General features: G+C 62.1%; 17 protein-coding genes. 3 read left to right on the top strand and 14 right to left on the bottom strand.

Going from position 1 to position 16714, the window contains the following annotated elements:
• The first annotated feature begins 17 nt into the window (after window positions 1-17).
• Both pta and yihG read left to right on the top strand, forming a co-directional pair.
• A complete protein-coding gene (gene pta, locus AC3RCP_RS05885) occupies window positions 18-2117 on the top strand; it encodes a phosphate acetyltransferase (protein WP_492569259.1) in 2100 nt (699 codons plus the stop codon).
• A complete protein-coding gene (yihG, locus tag AC3RCP_RS05880; RefSeq protein ID WP_007929847.1) occupies window positions 2110-3021 on the top strand; it encodes a 1-acylglycerol-3-phosphate O-acyltransferase, YihG family in 912 nt (303 codons plus the stop codon). Before pta ends, yihG begins: the two co-directional genes overlap by 8 nt.
• 85 nt (window positions 3022-3106) lie before the next feature.
• Here yihG and cysN read toward each other — a convergent pair whose 3' ends face one another.
• The 4 genes from cysN to AC3RCP_RS05860 form a co-directional block, all read right to left on the bottom strand.
• Window positions 3107-5005: a sulfate adenylyltransferase subunit CysN gene (gene cysN, locus AC3RCP_RS05875; protein ID WP_053259659.1), complete on the bottom strand. Its 1899-nt coding sequence runs from the start codon at window positions 5003-5005 to the stop codon at window positions 3107-3109.
• A gap of 53 nt (window positions 5006-5058) precedes the next feature.
• Window positions 5059-5400: a four helix bundle protein gene (locus AC3RCP_RS05870; RefSeq protein ID WP_087091261.1), complete on the bottom strand. Its 342-nt coding sequence runs from the start codon at window positions 5398-5400 to the stop codon at window positions 5059-5061.
• Between the two features lie 104 nt (window positions 5401-5504).
• Window positions 5505-6422 carry a sulfate adenylyltransferase subunit CysD gene (gene cysD / locus AC3RCP_RS05865; protein ID WP_007929849.1) on the bottom strand — a complete coding sequence of 306 codons (918 nt, stop codon included), beginning with the start codon at window positions 6420-6422 and terminating at the stop codon, window positions 5505-5507.
• A gap of 249 nt (window positions 6423-6671) precedes the next feature.
• Window positions 6672-7430 carry a Nif3-like dinuclear metal center hexameric protein gene (locus AC3RCP_RS05860; protein WP_009047010.1) on the bottom strand — a complete coding sequence of 253 codons (759 nt, stop codon included), beginning with the start codon at window positions 7428-7430 and terminating at the stop codon, window positions 6672-6674.
• A 102-nt stretch (window positions 7431-7532) separates the two neighbouring features.
• Here AC3RCP_RS05860 and algW point away from each other — a divergent pair, with 102 nt between their 5' ends.
• Entirely contained in the window at window positions 7533-8687 is a 1155-nt protein-coding gene (algW, locus tag AC3RCP_RS05855) for a Do family serine endopeptidase AlgW (RefSeq protein WP_025806436.1), read from the top strand.
• 53 nt (window positions 8688-8740) lie between these two features.
• On the opposite strand, the gene hisC is transcribed toward algW, so the two are convergent.
• From hisC to AC3RCP_RS05805, 10 genes are all read right to left on the bottom strand, one after another.
• Entirely contained in the window at window positions 8741-9793 is a 1053-nt protein-coding gene (gene hisC, locus AC3RCP_RS05850) for a histidinol-phosphate transaminase (RefSeq protein WP_101336852.1), read from the bottom strand.
• A gap of 2 nt (window positions 9794-9795) precedes the next feature.
• On the bottom strand, window positions 9796-11124 hold the full coding sequence (hisD, locus tag AC3RCP_RS05845) for a histidinol dehydrogenase (RefSeq protein WP_007929857.1): 1329 nt from the start codon (window positions 11122-11124) through the stop codon (window positions 9796-9798).
• Between the two features lie 123 nt (window positions 11125-11247).
• Window positions 11248-11883: an ATP phosphoribosyltransferase gene (gene hisG, locus AC3RCP_RS05840; RefSeq protein ID WP_007929858.1), complete on the bottom strand. Its 636-nt coding sequence runs from the start codon at window positions 11881-11883 to the stop codon at window positions 11248-11250.
• A 127-nt stretch (window positions 11884-12010) separates the two neighbouring features.
• Complete coding sequence (murA, locus tag AC3RCP_RS05835; RefSeq protein ID WP_007929859.1) at window positions 12011-13276, bottom strand: UDP-N-acetylglucosamine 1-carboxyvinyltransferase; 1266 nt, start codon at window positions 13274-13276, stop codon at window positions 12011-12013.
• Between the two features lie 22 nt (window positions 13277-13298).
• On the bottom strand, window positions 13299-13550 hold the full coding sequence (locus tag AC3RCP_RS05830; protein WP_007929860.1) for a BolA family protein: 252 nt from the start codon (window positions 13548-13550) through the stop codon (window positions 13299-13301).
• Window positions 13551-13665: 115 nt separating this feature from the next.
• Window positions 13666-13971 (bottom strand): STAS domain-containing protein, encoded by a 306-nt coding sequence (locus AC3RCP_RS05825; protein ID WP_101336851.1) that lies wholly within the window; start codon window positions 13969-13971, stop codon window positions 13666-13668.
• On the bottom strand, window positions 13968-14621 hold the full coding sequence (locus AC3RCP_RS05820; RefSeq protein WP_007929862.1) for an MlaC/ttg2D family ABC transporter substrate-binding protein: 654 nt from the start codon (window positions 14619-14621) through the stop codon (window positions 13968-13970). Before AC3RCP_RS05820 ends, AC3RCP_RS05825 begins: the two co-directional genes overlap by 4 nt.
• 10 nt (window positions 14622-14631) lie before the next feature.
• The gene (gene mlaD / locus AC3RCP_RS05815) at window positions 14632-15099 is read right to left on the bottom strand and encodes an outer membrane lipid asymmetry maintenance protein MlaD (RefSeq protein WP_007929863.1); all 468 of its coding nucleotides are present in this window, start codon (window positions 15097-15099) and stop codon (window positions 14632-14634) included.
• Window positions 15099-15896, bottom strand: a complete 798-nt coding sequence (gene mlaE, locus AC3RCP_RS05810) for a lipid asymmetry maintenance ABC transporter permease subunit MlaE (protein ID WP_007929864.1) — start codon at window positions 15894-15896, stop codon at window positions 15099-15101. The genes mlaD and mlaE overlap by 1 nt, the downstream gene beginning before the upstream one ends.
• Entirely contained in the window at window positions 15896-16705 is an 810-nt protein-coding gene (locus AC3RCP_RS05805; RefSeq protein ID WP_009042197.1) for an ATP-binding cassette domain-containing protein, read from the bottom strand. The genes mlaE and AC3RCP_RS05805 overlap by 1 nt, the downstream gene beginning before the upstream one ends.
• Window positions 16706-16714: the final 9 nt, after the last annotated feature.

The following is a 16714-nucleotide window of genomic DNA, read 5'->3' as shown; positions in this document are numbered from 1 at the left end:
ACCCGTCGAGAATCCGCATGCAAACTTTTTTTATCGCGCCCACCGATTTTGGTGTGGGTCTGACCTCCATCAGCCTCGGGCTGGTGCGTACCCTGGAACGGGCCGGCCTCAAGGTCGGCTTCTTCAAACCCATTGCCCAGCCTCACCCAGGCGATACCGGCCCTGAACGCTCGACCGAGCTGGTAGCCCGCACCCATGGCCTGAAACCGCCGCAGCCGCTGGGCCTGGCCCATGTCGAACGGATGCTCGGCGACGGCCAGCTGGACGAACTGCTGGAAGAAATCATCACCCTGTACCAGCAGTCGGCCGTCGGCAAGGACGTGCTGGTGGTCGAAGGCATGGTGCCGACCCGCAGCGCCAGCTATGCCGCACGGGTCAACCTGCACCTGGCGAAAAGCCTGGATGCCGAGGTGATCCTGGTATCAGCCCCGGAAAACGAAGTGCTCACCGAGCTGTCCGGTCGCGTGGAGTTGCAGGCGCAGCTGTTCGGCGGCCCGCGCGATCCGAAAGTGCTGGGGGTGATCCTCAACAAGGTGCGGACCGACGAAAGCATGGAGGCCTTTTCCGCCCGCCTGAAAGAGCACTCGCCCCTGCTGCGCAGCGGCGACTTCCGCCTGCTCGGCTGCATCCCCTTCCAGCCGGAACTGAACGCGCCGCGCACCCGCGACGTCGCCGACTTGATGGGCGCCCAGGTGCTCAACGCCGGCGACTACGAAAGCCGGCGCATGACCAAGATCATCATCTGCGCGCGCACCATGCGTAACACCGTGGAGCTGCTCAAACCCGGCGTATTGGTGGTGACGCCCGGCGATCGCGACGACATCATCCTCGCCGTGAGCCTGGCCGCGATCAACGGCGTGCCCCTGGCCGGGTTGCTGCTGACCAGCGACACCCTGCCCGACCCACGGATCATGGAGCTGTGCCGCGGCGCCTTGAATGCCGGCCTGCCAGTGCTGTCGGTGAGTACCGGCTCCTACGACACCGCCAACCAGTTGAACGGCCTGAACAAGGAAATCCCCATCGACGACCGCGAGCGCGCGGAGATCATCACCGACTTCGTCGCCAGCCACCTGGACGCCAAGTGGCTGCACCAGCGCTGCGGCACGCCGCGGGAAATGCGCCTGTCGCCAGCGGTGTTCCGCTACCAGTTGATCCAGCGCGCCCAGGAAGCCAACAAGCGCATCGTCCTGCCCGAAGGCAGCGAGCCGTTGACCGTGCAAGCCGCGGCGATCTGCCAGGCGCGCGGCATCGCCCGTTGCGTGCTGCTGGCCAAGCCGGCGGATGTCGAGGCCGTCGCCCGGGCCCAGGGCATCGAGCTGCCGCCTGGCCTGGAAGTCATCGACCCGGACCAGATCCGCGAACGCTACGTCGAGCCGATGGTGGCGCTGCGCAAGAGCAAGAGCCTCAACGCGCCGATGGCCGAACAGCAGCTGGAAGACCCGGTGGTGATCGGCACCATGATGCTGGCCCTGGACGAAGTCGATGGCCTGGTGTCCGGCCTGATCCACTCCACCGCCAATACCATCCGTCCGGCCTTGCAACTGATCAAGACCGCGCCGGGCTGCACCCTGGTGTCATCGGTGTTTTTCATGCTGTTTCCCGAGCAGGTGCTGGTCTACGGCGACTGCGTGATGAACCCGCACCCGAGCGCCAGCGAGCTGGCCGAGATCGCCCTGCAAAGCGCCGACTCGGCGGCCGCGTTCGGCATCACCCCGCGGGTGGCGATGATCAGCTATTCCAGCGGCGAATCGGCCAGTGGCGAAGAAGTGGAGAAGGTCCGCGAAGCCACCTTGCTGGCCCATGAAGCCCAGAGCTCGCTGCTGATCGACGGTCCGTTGCAATACGATGCCGCGGCCAACGAGGCCGTGGCCCAGCAACTGGCGCCCAACAGCCTGGTCGCGGGCAAGGCCACGGTGTTCGTGTTTCCCGACCTGAACACCGGCAACACCACCCACAAGGCCGTGCAGCGCAGCGCCGACTGCGTCAGCCTCGGGCCGATGCTGCAAGGCCTGCGCAAGCCGGTGAACGACCTGCCGCGCGGCGCCCAGGTCGACGACATCGTCTACACCATCGCCCTGACCGCGATTCAAGCCGCCAACCGACCCCTGGATGTGTAAATTGGATTTTCTACCTGCACCGCTGCGAGGCGTGATCGCCTCGCTGTTGTTGGCGCTCAACACCATCGTCTGCTGCACCCCGCTGTTCGTGGTGGCGATCTTCAAGTTGCTGCTGCCCTTCCCGGCGGCCCAGCGCTTCACCGACTGGCTGATGAGCCACATCCATGAAGCCTGGATCAGCAACAACAAGGCCTGGATGAGCCTGCTCGGGCACACCCGCTGGCACCTCAGCGGGCTCGACAGCCTGGACTACCGGCACTCGTACCTGATCACCAGCAACCACCAGAGCTGGGTCGACATCATGGTCCTGCAGTACGTGCTCAACCGGCGTATCCGCCCGCTGAAGTTCTTCCTCAAGCAGGAGCTGATCTGGGTGCCGGTGATCGGCCTGGCCTGGTGGGCCCTGGGCTTCCCGTTCATGAAGCGCTACTCCAAGGCCTACCTGGAAAAACACCCGGAGAAAAAGGGCAAGGACCTGGAGACCACTCGCAAGACCTGCGCGAAATTCCGCGACAACCCGGTGGGCATCTTCAACTTCGTCGAAGGCACACGCTTCACCCAGGCCAAGCACGCGCAGCAGGCCTCACCGTTCCGCTACCTGCTCAAGCCCAAGGCCGGCGGCATCGCCTTCGTGCTGGACGCCATGGGCGAGCAGCTGGAATCCATCGTCAACGTCACCATTCATTATCCGGCGGGCCAGCCGGGTTATTGGGACCTGCTGTGCGGCAAGGTCAACGAGGTGGTGGTGCATTTCGAGGAGCTGCCGATCCCGCCGCAGTTCATCGGCAAGAACTACGACCAGGATGGCGTGTACCGCCTGGAGTTCCAGGGCTGGATCAACCAGCTGTGGCAGAACAAGGATGCGCTGCTGGAACAGATGCATCGGGAATATCCGGGCAAATAACGGAACGCTCGCGATAGCTTTTCAAGGCCACAAAAAAGCCCGCCGTCGATCACTCGACGGCGGGCTTTTCATTGGCCGCTAAAGCTTAGATCGCGCCACGCTTGCGCAGCAGTTCCAGCACTTGCTTGACGCCCTCTTCCAGCGACACGGACTGGGTATCGATCACCAGATCGGCATCCAGCGGCACGTCGTACGGGAAGGACTCGCCCGGGATGTTATCCCCGCCTGCGGCGTACAAGCCCTGCGGATCACGCTCGGCGCAAGCCGCCGGCGAGGCCTGGACGTAGACCGTCAACAGACGTTCCTTGCCGATCAGGTCCCTGGCCTGTTCACGACCTTCCGCACTCGGCGCAACGAACGCCGCCAGGGTCAGCAGGCCGGCTTCGTTGAACTGGCGCGCCACGTGCGCGGCACGCCGCCAGTTCTCGGTACGCCCGGCGCGATCCTGGGGCAGGCCCTTGTTCAGGTCGTGACGCAGGTTCTGGCCGTCGAGGACGAATACCGCGCGGCCCAGGTCGAACAGCTTGCGCTCGACCGCGTAGGCCAGGGTGCTCTTGCCGGCGCCGGACAGGCCGCTGAACAGCACGGTGGCCGGTTGCTGGCCGAAGCGCTGGGCACGCTCCTCGGTGGCGACATGGGCCAGCTTGCCATGATGCGTGCTGCTGCCATGCACCACAGGCTGGGCGACGATCATGCCGGCGCCGACAGTGCCGTTGGTCAAGCGGTCGATGACGATGAACGCACCGGTGGTGCGGTTGCTGTCGTAACCGTCGAGGGCAATCGGCGCGTCGAGGGCGATCTTGACCTTGCCGATCTCGTTCAGTTGCAGGGCGCTGGCCGGACCTTCTTCAAGGGTGTTCACGTCGACCCTGTTGACGATGCTGGCAATGGAGCCCGGCACGTAGCTGGTAGCGCGCTTGATGTCGTATTTCTTGCCCGGCAGCATCGGCTCTTCGGCCATCCAGACCAGCATGGCTTCGAAGCTGTCGGTCACCGGCGGTACGTTGTCGGCATGCACCAGCAGGTCGCCACGGGAGATGTCGATCTCGTCTTCCATGGTCAGGGTCACGGCCTGGCCCGGGCCGGCATGCTCCAGCTCGCCTTCGAAGGTGACGATGGATTTCACCCGGCTGCTCTTGCCCGACGGCAGCACCACGACTTCGTCGCCCTTGTGCACGATGCCGCTGGCCAGGGTTCCGGCGAAACCACGGAAGTTCAGGTTCGGACGGTTCACGTACTGCACCGGGAAGCGCAGGTCGCTGAAGTTGCGGTCACCCGCCACTTCCACGGTCTCGAGGATTTCCATCAGCGACTGGCCGGTGTACCACGGCGAGCGCTCGGACTTGTTCACCACGTTGTCGCCCTTGAGGGCCGACATCGGCACGAAGTGCAGGCTGGTGGGCTTCATCTTCAGGCCTTCGGCGAACTTCAGGTAGTCGGCCTTGATCGATTCGAACACACCCTGGTCGAAGTCCTTGAGGTCCATCTTGTTGATGGCCACGACTATGTGCTTGATGCCCAGCAGGGAGGCGATGAAGCTGTGGCGACGGGTCTGGGTCTGCACACCGTAGCGGGCATCCACCAGGATGATCGCCAGGTCACAGGTGGAAGCACCGGTGGCCATGTTGCGGGTGTACTGCTCATGGCCGGGGGTGTCGGCGATGATGAATTTGCGCTTGGCGGTGGAGAAGTAGCGGTAGGCGACATCGATGGTGATGCCCTGCTCCCGCTCGGCCTGCAGGCCGTCGACCAGCAATGCCAGGTCGATGTCGTCGCCGGTGGTACCGACTTTTTTCGAGTCGCGGGTAATGGCTTCCAGATGGTCTTCGTAGATCATCTTCGAATCGTGCAGCAGGCGCCCGATCAGGGTGCTCTTGCCGTCGTCGACGTTACCGCAGGTCAAGAAGCGCAGCAGTTCTTTGCGTTCGTGCTGGGCCAGGTAGGCGAGGATGTCCTCGCTGATCAATTCGGATTGATGGCTCATTGCATTCAAGCTCCAAGCTGTAAGCTTCAAGCGGCAAGCTTGTCGGCGTACAGCTAGTCAGAAATTTTGTTGATCAGGCCGCAGAGCATTTTTGAGAGCTCGCGAGTTTCTGTAATCCAGTTTTCAGCCAGTGGGTCGGCTATGTAAGCAATGTCACGACCAATGAGGATCTGGGTACGTAGCTCCCCGCAAGAAGCCTTCGCGATCCAAAGAAAGCGAACTTTTTCTTTAATGCTGTGACGTTCCATGCCTTCTGCGATATTGGAAGGCACCGAAAGTGCAGACCGGGTAATTTGATCCTTGAAACCAAAGTCTCCGCATCCTGCAAGCTCTCTATAAATCCCCACTGCTAAACATCTGCTTCTCTGCCAAACAACCAGTTTCTCGAAGTCCATTGCGAGTCACTCGATAGCGGCTCGCAACAACCGGCTGCAAGCACCAAACTGCAAAATTACGCATACCGCCTTTAACTTGCAGCTTGCCGCTTGTAACTCGAAGCTTAAAAGTACCCCTGACGTTTCTTGTCTTCCATGGAACCGGCGCCATCGTGATCGATGACCCGGCCCTGGCGCTCGGAAGTTCGCGTCAGGAGCATTTCCTGAATGATGTCCGTCAGGCTTTCGGCCTCGGACTCCACCGCGCCCGTCAACGGGTAGCAGCCAAGGGTACGGAAACGCACCTTCTTCTTGACGATGCGGGCCTTCTCCTCGTCGGAGAGGTGCTCAAGGATGCGCTCGTCGTCGATCATGATCAGGGTGCCGTTCTTCTCGATCACTTCGCGCTCGGCGGCGAAGTACAGCGGCACGATCGGGATGCCTTCCAGATAGATGTATTGCCAGATGTCCAGCTCGGTCCAGTTCGACAGCGGGAAGACGCGGATCGACTCGCCCTTGTTGACCTTGCCGTTGTAGACGTTCCACAGCTCGGGGCGCTGGTTCTTCGGGTCCCAGCGATGCTTGCTGTCGCGGAACGAGTACACGCGCTCCTTGGCGCGGGATTTCTCTTCGTCACGCCGGGCACCGCCGAACGCCGCATCGAAACCGTACTTGTCCAGCGCCTGCTTGAGGCCCTCGGTTTTCATGATGTCGGTGTGCTTGGCACTGCCGTGGGTGAAGGGGTTGATGCCCTGCGCAACGCCTTCCGGGTTGACGTGGGTGATCAGTTCCAGGCCCAGCTCTTCGACCATGCGATCGCGGAACTTGTACATCTCCTGGAATTTCCACTGGGTGTCGACGTGCATCACCGGAAACGGCAGCTTGCCCGGGAAGAACGCCTTGCGCGCCAGGTGCAGCATCACGGCGGAGTCTTTACCGATGGAGTACAGCATCACCGGGTTGTCGAACTCGGCGGCCACCTCGCGGATGATGTGGATGCTTTCCGCCTCCAGCTGTTTCAGATGCGTCAGTTTGTCGACCATGGCTACTCACGAAAGCTTTCTTATGGACGGCCTGCGGGCCGTGTTCGAGCGGGGCATGCTAGCACAGCGACCTCTTCTAATCAGGACGCCAGCTAGATCGAAACGGTATATGAATATACCCGCCTGTTTGCTGTGTTTACGCCTCTCTGTAGCCGCTGCCGCAGGCTGCGATCGACTGCGCAGCAGGCGTGCTCTTGAAGGCCCTGCGGGCGTTGGTGCAGCCTGCGGCAGCGGCTACAGGACAAGGCTTTATATAGGGTTCGGGCAGTCGATGAACAAGTGTTCGAGGGCGAAGCGGCGGGCCAGGTAATCCCCCAGCGCCTGCACGCCGTAACGCTCGGTGGCGTGATGGCCGGCGGCGATGAAACTGATGTCGTTTTCCCGGGCGCTGTGGAAGGTCTGCTCCGAGGCCTCACCGCTCAGGTACAGATCGACCCCGGCCAGCACCGCCTGATCGATGTAGCCCTGGCCACCGCCGGTGCACCAGCCGACACGCCGGATCATCTTGCTGCCTTCGACCACCAGCGGCTCGCGCCCCATCACCTCCTGGACCTTGCGCGCGAAGTCCCGCGCGGTCATGGGCTCGGCAAGGGAGCCGACCAGCCCGACGATCTTCAGGTTGTCCGGGTCCAGCGGACCTTCCACGGTGATATCCAGCTGCCGCGCCAGCTGCACGTTGTTGCCGACATCCGGGTGCAGGTCCAGCGGCAGGTGATAAGCCAGCAGGCTGATATCGTGCTTGAGCAGGGTTTTCAGCCGACGCTGCTTCATGCCGGTGATGCAGGGATTCTCGCCTTTCCAGAAATAGCCGTGATGCACCAGCACCAGATCGGCATTGGCCTCCACCGCGGCATCGAGCAACGCCTGGCTGGCCGTGACGCCGCTGACGATGCGCAGTACCTGTGGCCGGCCTTCGACCTGCAGGCCATTGGGGCAGTAATCGGCGATTCGCGAACTGCCCAGGTAGCGGTCCGCTTCCTCTACCAGAGTGCTCAGGGCAACGGCCATAAAAGACTCCTAAATATCCCGTTCAGAGGCGCGCGCGGCCTCGTATAATGCGCGACATTATGGGCCGTCCCGGGCGGCCTGCAACCTCTCAGGACTTGCTCAATGCTCAAGGCTCTGCGTTTTTTTGGCTGGCCACTGTTGGCCGGCGTGCTTATCGCGTTGCTGATAATTCAGCGCTACCCGCAATGGGTCGGCCTGCCCAGCCTGGACGTCAACCTGCAGCAAGCCCCACAAACCAAGGCGCTTCGACAAGGCCCGGTGTCCTATGCCGATGCCGTGGCGATCGCCGCGCCGGCGGTGGTCAACCTGTACACCACCAAGGTCATCAACAAACCAGCGCACCCGTTGTTCGAGGACCCGCAGTTCCGCCGCTTCTTCGGCGACAACCTGCCCAAGCAGCAGCGCATGGAATCGAGCCTGGGTTCCGGGGTGATCATGAGCCCCGAAGGTTATCTGCTGACCAACAACCACGTGACCTCCGGTGCCGAACAGATTGTGGTGGCGCTCAAGGATGGTCGTGAAACCCTGGCCCATGTGATCGGCAGCGATCCGGAAACCGACCTGGCGGTCCTCAAGATCGACCTGAAGAACCTGCCTTCGATCACCGTCGGGCGCTCCGACAGCATCCGCATCGGCGACGTGACCCTGGCCATCGGCAACCCGTTCGGGGTCGGCCAGACCGTGACCATGGGCATCATCAGCGCCACCGGGCGCAATCAGCTGGGCCTGAACAACTACGAAGACTTCATCCAGACCGACGCGGCGATCAACCCGGGCAACTCCGGCGGCGCGCTGGTGGATGCCAACGGCAACCTGACCGGGATCAACACGGCGATCTTCTCCAAGTCCGGCGGTTCCCAGGGCATTGGCTTCGCCATCCCGATCAAGCTGGCCATGGAGGTGATGAAGTCGATCATCGAGCACGGCCAGGTGATTCGTGGCTGGCTGGGTATCGAGGTGCAGCCGCTGACCCAGGAACTGGCCGAATCGTTCGGCTTGTCCGGGCGCCCGGGCATTGTGGTGGCGGGGATATTCCGCGACGGTCCGGCGCAAAAGGCCGGCATGCAGTTGGGTGACGTGATTCTCAGCATCGATGGCGAACCGGCCGGCGATGGCCGTCGCTCGATGAACCAGGTGGCGCGGATCAAACCCAGCGACAAGGTCAGCATCCAGGTAATGCGCAACGGCAAGGAGCTCAAGCTCACCGCCGAAATCGGCCTGCGCCCGCCACCGGCGCCGGTCAAGGAAAAAGAGTAAAGGCATCGCCAGCCAGCTCTCTCCTATTGGAGCGAGCTGGCTCGCGATAGGGCTTACAGCTCGCCCAGGCCGTCGATCAGGGCCTGGTTCTGCTCCGGCGTGCCGATACTGATCCGCAGGAACTGGGCAATCCGCTCCTGCTTGAAGTGCCGGACAATCACCCCCTGCTCCCGCAGCTTGGCCGCCAGGCCCGCCGCATCGTGTTGTGGATGACGGGCAAAGATGAAGTTGGCGGTCGACGGCAGCACCTCAAAGCCCTTGGCGCGCAACTGCGCCACCACCTGCTCGCGACTGTCGATCACCAGCTGACAGGTCTTGGCGAAGTACTCGCGATCGTCGAACGCCGCCGCGGCGCCAACGATCGCCAGGCGATCCAGCGGGTAGGAGTTGAAGCTGTTCTTGATCCGCTCCAGCGCTTCGATCAGGTCCGGGTGCCCCACCGCCAGGCCGACCCGCAGGCCAGCCAGCGAACGGGACTTGGACAGGGTCTGGGTCACCAGCAGGTTCGGATAGCGGTCCACCAGGCTGATGGCGGTTTCACCGCCGAAGTCGATGTACGCCTCGTCCACTACCACGACCGAATCCGGGCTGGCCTTGAGGATCTGCTCGACGGCCTCCAAGGCCAGCAGGCAACCGGTCGGCGCGTTCGGATTGGGGAAGATGATCCCGCCGTTGGGCCTGGCGTAATCGGCTGGGCGGATCTGGAACTGCTCATCCAGCGGCACCGTCTCGAAGTCGATGCCGTACAGGCCGCAATACACCGGATAGAAGCTGTAGCTGATGTCCGGGAACAGCAGCGGTCGGTCGTGCTGCAGCAAGCCGTGGAAGATGTGCGCCAGCACTTCGTCGGAACCGTTGCCGAGGAACACCTGGTTGCTCTGTACCCCGTAATAGCGGGCCACCGCCTGCTTGAGCAGGTCGCTGTTGGGGTCCGGGTACAGGCGCAGGTTGTCGTTCAGTTCGCCCTGCATCGCGGCCAGCGCCTTGGGCGACGGGCCGTAAGGGTTTTCGTTGGTGTTGAGCTTGACCAGTTTGGTCAGCTTCGGCTGTTCGCCCGGCACGTAGGGCACCAAGTCCTTGACGAACGGACTCCAGAATTTACTCATGCTTATTGCCCCTGTTCCTGGTCAGCGATGATCCGGTATTCCGCACTGCGGGCGTGGGCGCTCAGCGACTCGCCACGGGCCAGCACCGAGGCGGTCTTGCCCAGTTCGGAGGCGCCCTGCTCCGAGCAGAAAATGATCGACGAACGTTTCTGGAAGTCATACACCCCCAGCGGCGAGGAGAACCGCGCCGTGCCGGAAGTCGGCAACACGTGGTTCGGGCCCGCGCAGTAGTCGCCCAGGGCCTCGGAAGTGTGACGGCCCATGAAGATCGCGCCAGCGTGGCGGATCTGCGGCAACCAGGCCTGCGGATCGGCAACGGACAGCTCGAGGTGCTCCGGAGCGATGCGGTTGGCCACGTCAATGGCCTGCTGCATGTCGCGCACCTGGATCAGCGCGCCACGGCCGTTGATCGAGGTATTGATGATTTGCGCGCGCTCCATGGTCGGCAGCAGCTTGGCGATGCTGGCGGCGACCTGATCGAGGAACGCCGCGTCCGGGCTGACCAGGATCGCCTGGGCGTCTTCGTCGTGCTCGGCCTGGGAAAACAGGTCCATGGCGATCCAGTCCGGGTCGGTCTGGCCGTCGCATACCACCAGGATCTCCGAAGGGCCGGCGATCATGTCGATACCCACTTGGCCGAACACGTGACGCTTGGCGGTGGCCACATAGATGTTGCCCGGGCCGACCACCTTGTCCACCTGCGGCACGCTCTCGGTACCGTAGGCCAGGGCGGCAACGGCCTGGGCGCCACCGATGGTGAACACCCGGTCGACGCCGGCGATGCAGGCCGCGGCCAGCACCAGTTCATTGACCTCGCCACGCGGGGTCGGCACCACCATCACCACTTCGGTGACGCCCGCCACTTTGGCCGGGATGGCATTCATCAACACCGAGGAGGGATAAGACGCCTTGCCACCCGGCACATACAGGCCGGCGCGGTCCAGCGGCGTGACCTTCTGGCCCAGCACCGTACCGTCGGCCTCGGTGTAGCTCCAGGAGTCCTGTTTCTGTTTTTCGTGGTAGCTGCGCACCCGCGCCGCGGCTTTCTCCAGGGCTTCGCGCTGGGCCAGGGTGATCCGGGTCAGGGCCAGTTCCAGGCGCTCGCGCGGCAGGATCAGGTCGGCCATGGATGCCACTTGCAGGCCGTCGAAACGCTGGGTGAATTCCACCAGCGCCGCGTCGCCGCGCTCGCGCACCGCCTTGATGATGTCCAGCACCCGCTGATTGACCGAGTCGTCAGACACACTTTCCCAGCTCAGCAGATGATCCAGATGATGCGCGAAATCCGGGTCAGCAGCGTTGAGTCGGCGAATTGCAGTGGGAGCGGTCATAGCGAGGGCCTCATTGAATGGCTAATGCTCAGGCACCCTAAGCTACCAGTCCATTCGCGCGGGCACCTGAGAAAATTGGCTATGACACGGATAGACGGGCGCGGCTGGCGCCGCGCGAGTGAATCAACCGCGGTGTCGCGACTCCACTGCTTTGCGCAGGGTGTCGATCAGTGCCTGGATGCGGGCGTGCTGCATTTTCATGGAGGCCTTGTTGACCACCAGACGGGAACTGATCATGGAAATCAGCTCCTGGGGCTCCAGGCCGTTGGCCCGCAGGGTGTTGCCGGTGTCGACCACGTCGATGATCTTGTCCGCCAGGCCGATCAGCGGCGCCAGCTCCATCGAGCCGTACAGCTTGATGATGTCGACCTGGCGGCCCTGCTCGGCGTAGTAGCGCTTGGCAACGTTGACGAACTTGGTGGCGACGCGCAGGCGGCCCTTGGGCTCGACCGCGCCGATGGCACCGGCGGTCATCAGCTTGCACTGGGCGATCTGCAGGTCCAGCGGCTCGTACAGGCCCTGGCCGCCGTATTCCATCAGCACATCTTTGCCGGCAACGCCGAGGTCGGCGGCACCATGTTCGACATAAGTCGGCACGTCGGTGGCGCGCACGATCAGCAAGCGCACGTCGGCCTGGGTCGTGGGGATGATCAGCTTGCGGCTCTTGTCCGGATTCTCGGTGGGCACGATGCCGGCTTCAGCCAGAAGCGGCAAGGTGTCATCAAGGATGCGGCCCTTGGACAGTGCGATGGTCAACATGGGAAACGTAAGTCCTTATCAGGATACTCATGCCCGGTCGCAAATGGCGCCAGACACGCATCGAGCCTGAACACAGGCTCGACTTGGAACCAAACCTTGGGGCACGTCCCTGTGCCCATCACGCAAACTAGCCCGGTACGCGGCGGATCTTGGCGCCGAGCATCTGCAGCTTCTCTTCGATGCACTCGTAACCACGGTCGATGTGGTAGATACGATCGATCAGGGTGTCGCCTTCGGCCATCAGGGCCGAGATCACCAGGCTGGCCGAAGCCCGCAGGTCGGTGGCCATGACAGGGGCGCCCTTGAGGATTTCGGTACCGGTGACGATGGCGGTGTTGCCTTCGACCTGAATCTTCGCGCCCATACGGTGCAGTTCGTAAACGTGCATGAAGCGGTTTTCGAAGATGGTCTCGATCACCGCGCCAGTGCCCTCGGCAATGGCGTTGAGGGAAATGAACTGGGCCTGCATGTCGGTCGGGAACGCCGGGTACGGCGCGGTACGCACGTTGACCGCCTTCGGACGCTTGCCGTGCATGTTCAGCTCGATCCAGTCCTCGCCGGTGGTGACTTCGGCGCCGGATTCCTTGAGTTTTTCCAGGACGGCCTCGAGGATGGTCGGATCGGTGTCCTTGACCTTCACGCGGCCACCGGTCACGGCAGCGGCGACCAGGTAGGTGCCGGTCTCGATACGGTCCGGCATGACCTTGTAGGTCGCCGAGTGCAGGCGCTCGACACCGTCGATGGTGATGGTGTCGGTACCGGCGCCGGAAACCTTGGCGCCCATGGCGTTGAGGAAGTTTGCCAGGTCGACCACTTCCGGTTCGCGGGCGGCGTTCTGCAGCACGCTGCGCCCCTTGGCCAGGGCCGCTGCCATCATGATGTTCTCGGTACCGGTCACACTCACGGTATCGAAGAAGAAGTGCGCGCCGCGCAGGCCGCCTTCAGGCGCCTTGGCCTTGATGTAGCCACCTTCGACGTCGATCACCGCGCCCATGGCTTCCAGGCCGCGGATGTGCAGGTCGACCGGACGCGAACCGATGGCGCAACCGCCAGGCAGCGCGACCTCGGCTTCGCCGAAACGGGCAACCATCGGGCCCAGCACCAGGATCGAGGCACGCATGGTCTTGACCAGCTCATACGGCGCGACCAGGGTCTTGATGGTGCGTGGGTCGATTTCGACGCTGAGTTTCTCGTCGATCACAGGCTCGATGCCCATGCGACCGAACAGCTCGATCATGGTGGTGATGTCGTGCAGGTGCGGCAGGTTGGCGACCGTGACCGGGCCATCGCACAGCAGGGTTGCAGCCAGAATCGGCAGGGCAGAGTTCTTTGCCCCGGAAATGCGGATTTCGCCATCAAGACGAACGCCGCCGGTAATAATCAATTTATCCATAAGAATCTCGACGCCCTTGGGCTCAGGTGCGCTCGGCCCAAGCCGCGCTGCTGAAAAATTTCATAGTGACCGCATGGATGCTGCCATCGGCGATCCACGGGTTCAAATGGGCATAGATGCTCTGCTGACGCTTGACCGGACTCAAGGCCACCAGTTCGTCACTGATCACGTTCAGCTGAAAGTTGCAGCCTTCGCCCTCAACTTCTACCTGAACGGATGAAAGAGTCTCGGACAGCTTTCCTTCAAGGAAGCTCTTCACTTCGTTGGCCTGCATGCTCAACCTCAATCGGCGCCCTGTGCGCGCGGGTCGGACATCATACAAAAAAGCCCCGCGCCTGCGAACCCCGCATAGCAGGACTCTGACGGGGGGCTTGCTTGTCGATGGGTTGCTAAGGCTGTGCCAGCAGCTCGGTCAAACCGGAAACCTCGGCGATTTCGCGCATGTCTTCAGGTAACGCACGGATGCTGACGGCCTTGCCGGCTGCCGCGGCATCGCGCATGAAGGCCAGCAGCAACGACAAGCCGACGCTGCTGGACTTCTCCACCGCAGAACAGTCGAGCACCAGCACCGCCGCGGTGCTGGAGGCGATCAGGGCCTGCCCCTGCTTGCGCAGGCCCGGGCCGGAACGATAGTCCAGCACACCGCTGATCAGCAGTTCGCCGGCTTCACCCAGACGGACGGCCGACTCACTCATTTCACAACCTTCTCTGGAGAGTTTTCGGTCGATTCCTTGGCCTTGGCCACTTCGCCAGCCCAGTTGTTGATGGTCTTGTCCAGGTCATTGCCGTTGCGCTGCATGGCATCGGCGAACTGATCGCGGAACAGCTTGCCGATATTGATGCCGTTGATGATCACGTTGCGTAGCTTCCACTCACCATTGATCTTCTCCAGCGTGTACGACACGGGATAGATCGCGCCATTGCTGCCCTTGACCGTCATGCCGACGCTGGTACGGTCACCCGACTCGTCCCTGGCAGGGTCAACGACGATGCCCTGGTTGTTGTACTCCAGCAAGGCATTACCGTAGAACTGGAACAGGCCCTTCTTGAAGTTCTCTTCAAAGGTGCGCATCTGTTCCGGCGTGGCTTTACGCGAGTACTTGACCGTCATGATGCTCTTGGAAATACCTTCGGCATCCACGACCGGACCCACGATGCTGTTCAGCGCCGTATAAAAGTCCTGCGGGTCCTGTTTGTACTTTTCTTTGTTGGCGGCCAGGTCGGCCAGCAGACGGTTGGTGGTGTCCTGTACCAGATCATGCGCGGAAGGCGCCGCCACGGCGTGAGCCATCAACGGCAACGCCGCCAGTAATACCAACAGGCTACGTCGCAAGGTAGAGATCATGAAAAAATCCTCATTTGGCGTCTTTGCTAACGGTATTGAGCAGGAATTTACCGATCAGGTCCTCAAGCACCAGTGAAGACTGGGTGTCGTGGATGGTCCCGCCATCCTTGAGCAACGTGTCTTCGCCGCCGACGCTGATACCAATGTATTTCTCGCCGAGCAACCCAGCGGTCAGGATAGATGCAGTGGAGTCGGTCGGCAGGTTATCTACACGCTTTTCCAACTGCAGCGTGACCCGACCGGTGAAACTGTCGCGGTCCAGATCGATAGCCGTGACCTTGCCGATGGTCACACCGGCCATGGTCACTTTAGCTCTGACCGTCAAACCGGCGATATTGTCGAAATATGCGTAAAGTTTATAAGTATCGGTGCTCGAGGTCGGGGACAAGCCACTGACCCGCAAGGCAAGCAACAACAAAGCCAGGATGCCAGCCAGCAGGAATAGGCCGACACCGATTTCCAGGGTGCGGTTTTGCATCAGAAATCTCCAAACATCAAGGCGGTCAGAATAAAGTCCAGGCCGAGTACGGCCAACGAGGCGTACACAACGGTCTTGGTAGTGGCACGACTGATCCCCTCTGAAGTGGGCTCGCAGTCATAGCCTTGGAATACGGCGATCCAGGTCACGACAAAGGCGAAAACGATGCTCTTGATGATGCCATTGAGCACGTCATCGCTGAACGTCACGCTGTTTTGCATGTTCGACCAGTAGGAACCTTCATAGACTCCCAGCCAGTCGACGGCCACCCACGAACCGCCCCAGATGCCCACCACGCTGAAAATGATCGCCAGCAACGGCAGGGAAATGAAACCGGCCCACAACCGTGGCGCGATAATGTATTTGAGCGGGTCGACACCGATCATCTCCAGGCTGGAGAGCTGCTCGGTGGCTTTCATGTTGCCGATTTCCGCGGTCAGCGCCGAACCGGCCCGGCCGGCGAAGAGCAATGCCGTGACCACCGGCCCCAACTCACGCAACAAGGTCAGGGCCACCATCTGCCCCACCGCTTGCTCCGAACCGTAGCTGGACAGGATATTGAAGCCCTGCAGCGCCAGTACCATGCCGATGAATATCCCGGAGACCACGATGATCACCAGGGACATCACGCCCACCGAATGCAACTGCTTGACCAGCAAGCCGAAGCCGCCGCCGATACTGCCGCGGCCGAACAACACATGAAACAGCATCAGGCTCGAACGCCCGAGCACCGCGAGAACGTCGATGCCCGAGTGGCCGAACAGACGAATTCGCTCCAATAAAGATACTTTGCGCATCAGCGCTTCCCCAGAAGATCTGCGCGGTAGTCCGGCGCTGGAAAGTGAAAGGGTACCGGACCGTCGGGGTCGCCTTTCATGAACTGGCGGATCCGCGGGTTATCGGAATCCATCAGCTCGTCGGGCGTGCCCTGCCCCAGCACCTGGCCATCGCCCACCACATAGATGTAGTCGGCGATGCTCGCGGTTTCCGCCAGGTCATGGGAAACCACGATGCTGGTAATACCCAGCGCGTCGTTGAGCAGACGGATCAGACGCACCAGCACGCCCATGGCAATGGGGTCCTGGCCTACGAACGGCTCGTCGTACATTAGGATCTGCGGGTCCAGGGCGATGGCCCGGGCCAGGGCCACGCGACGTTTCATGCCACCGGACAGCTCGTCGGGCATCAAGTCGATGGCACCGCGCAACCCGACCGCCTGCAACTTGAGCAGGACAATATCGCGGATCATTTCATCCGGCAGCTGGGTATGAACGCGCAGCGGAAAGGCGACGTTCTCGAACACATCGAGATCGGTGAACAGCGCGCCGCTCTGGAACAGCACGCCCATCTGCTTGCGGGCGTCGAACAGATCGCCGCGCGACAATTTGGGCAGGTTCTGGCCATTGACCCAGACTTCACCGCTGCTGGGGCGCAATTGCGCGCCCATCAACCGCAGGAGCGTGGTCTTGCCGCAACCGGAAGGCCCCATGATGCCGGTGACCTTGCCCCGCGGAATACGGATATCGACATTATTGAAGATGCTGCGCGCACCGCGCTTGAAGGACAGTCCCTTCAGCTCGACCGCGTAGGCGTTATCGGCACTCATCTAAACTCC

Source organism: Pseudomonas sp. GW822-FHT05A08 (assembly GCF_058800485.1).
This window is presented reverse-complemented; position numbering and strand designations above follow the sequence as displayed.

What these genes read in the sequence shown, in the direction of transcription:
- pta (WP_492569259.1), top strand. Translation starts at nt 18, where the DNA reads ATGCAAACTTTTTTTATCGCGCCCACCGATTTTGGTGTGGGTCTGACC.
- yihG (WP_007929847.1), top strand. Translation starts at nt 2,110, where the DNA reads ATGTGTAAATTGGATTTTCTACCTGCACCGCTGCGAGGCGTGATCGCC.
- cysN (WP_053259659.1), bottom strand. Translation starts at nt 5,005, where the DNA reads ATGAGCCATCAATCCGAATTGATCAGCGAGGACATCCTCGCCTACCTG.
- AC3RCP_RS05870 (WP_087091261.1), bottom strand. Translation starts at nt 5,400, where the DNA reads ATGGACTTCGAGAAACTGGTTGTTTGGCAGAGAAGCAGATGTTTAGCA.
- cysD (WP_007929849.1), bottom strand. Translation starts at nt 6,422, where the DNA reads ATGGTCGACAAACTGACGCATCTGAAACAGCTGGAGGCGGAAAGCATC.
- AC3RCP_RS05860 (WP_009047010.1), bottom strand. Translation starts at nt 7,430, where the DNA reads ATGGCCGTTGCCCTGAGCACTCTGGTAGAGGAAGCGGACCGCTACCTG.
- algW (WP_025806436.1), top strand. Translation starts at nt 7,533, where the DNA reads ATGCTCAAGGCTCTGCGTTTTTTTGGCTGGCCACTGTTGGCCGGCGTG.
- hisC (WP_101336852.1), bottom strand. Translation starts at nt 9,793, where the DNA reads ATGAGTAAATTCTGGAGTCCGTTCGTCAAGGACTTGGTGCCCTACGTG.
- hisD (WP_007929857.1), bottom strand. Translation starts at nt 11,124, where the DNA reads ATGACCGCTCCCACTGCAATTCGCCGACTCAACGCTGCTGACCCGGAT.
- hisG (WP_007929858.1), bottom strand. Translation starts at nt 11,883, where the DNA reads ATGTTGACCATCGCACTGTCCAAGGGCCGCATCCTTGATGACACCTTG.
- murA (WP_007929859.1), bottom strand. Translation starts at nt 13,276, where the DNA reads ATGGATAAATTGATTATTACCGGCGGCGTTCGTCTTGATGGCGAAATC.
- AC3RCP_RS05830 (WP_007929860.1), bottom strand. Translation starts at nt 13,550, where the DNA reads ATGCAGGCCAACGAAGTGAAGAGCTTCCTTGAAGGAAAGCTGTCCGAG.
- AC3RCP_RS05825 (WP_101336851.1), bottom strand. Translation starts at nt 13,971, where the DNA reads ATGAGTGAGTCGGCCGTCCGTCTGGGTGAAGCCGGCGAACTGCTGATC.
- AC3RCP_RS05820 (WP_007929862.1), bottom strand. Translation starts at nt 14,621, where the DNA reads ATGATCTCTACCTTGCGACGTAGCCTGTTGGTATTACTGGCGGCGTTG.
- mlaD (WP_007929863.1), bottom strand. Translation starts at nt 15,099, where the DNA reads ATGCAAAACCGCACCCTGGAAATCGGTGTCGGCCTATTCCTGCTGGCT.
- mlaE (WP_007929864.1), bottom strand. Translation starts at nt 15,896, where the DNA reads ATGCGCAAAGTATCTTTATTGGAGCGAATTCGTCTGTTCGGCCACTCG.
- AC3RCP_RS05805 (WP_009042197.1), bottom strand. Translation starts at nt 16,705, where the DNA reads ATGAGTGCCGATAACGCCTACGCGGTCGAGCTGAAGGGACTGTCCTTC.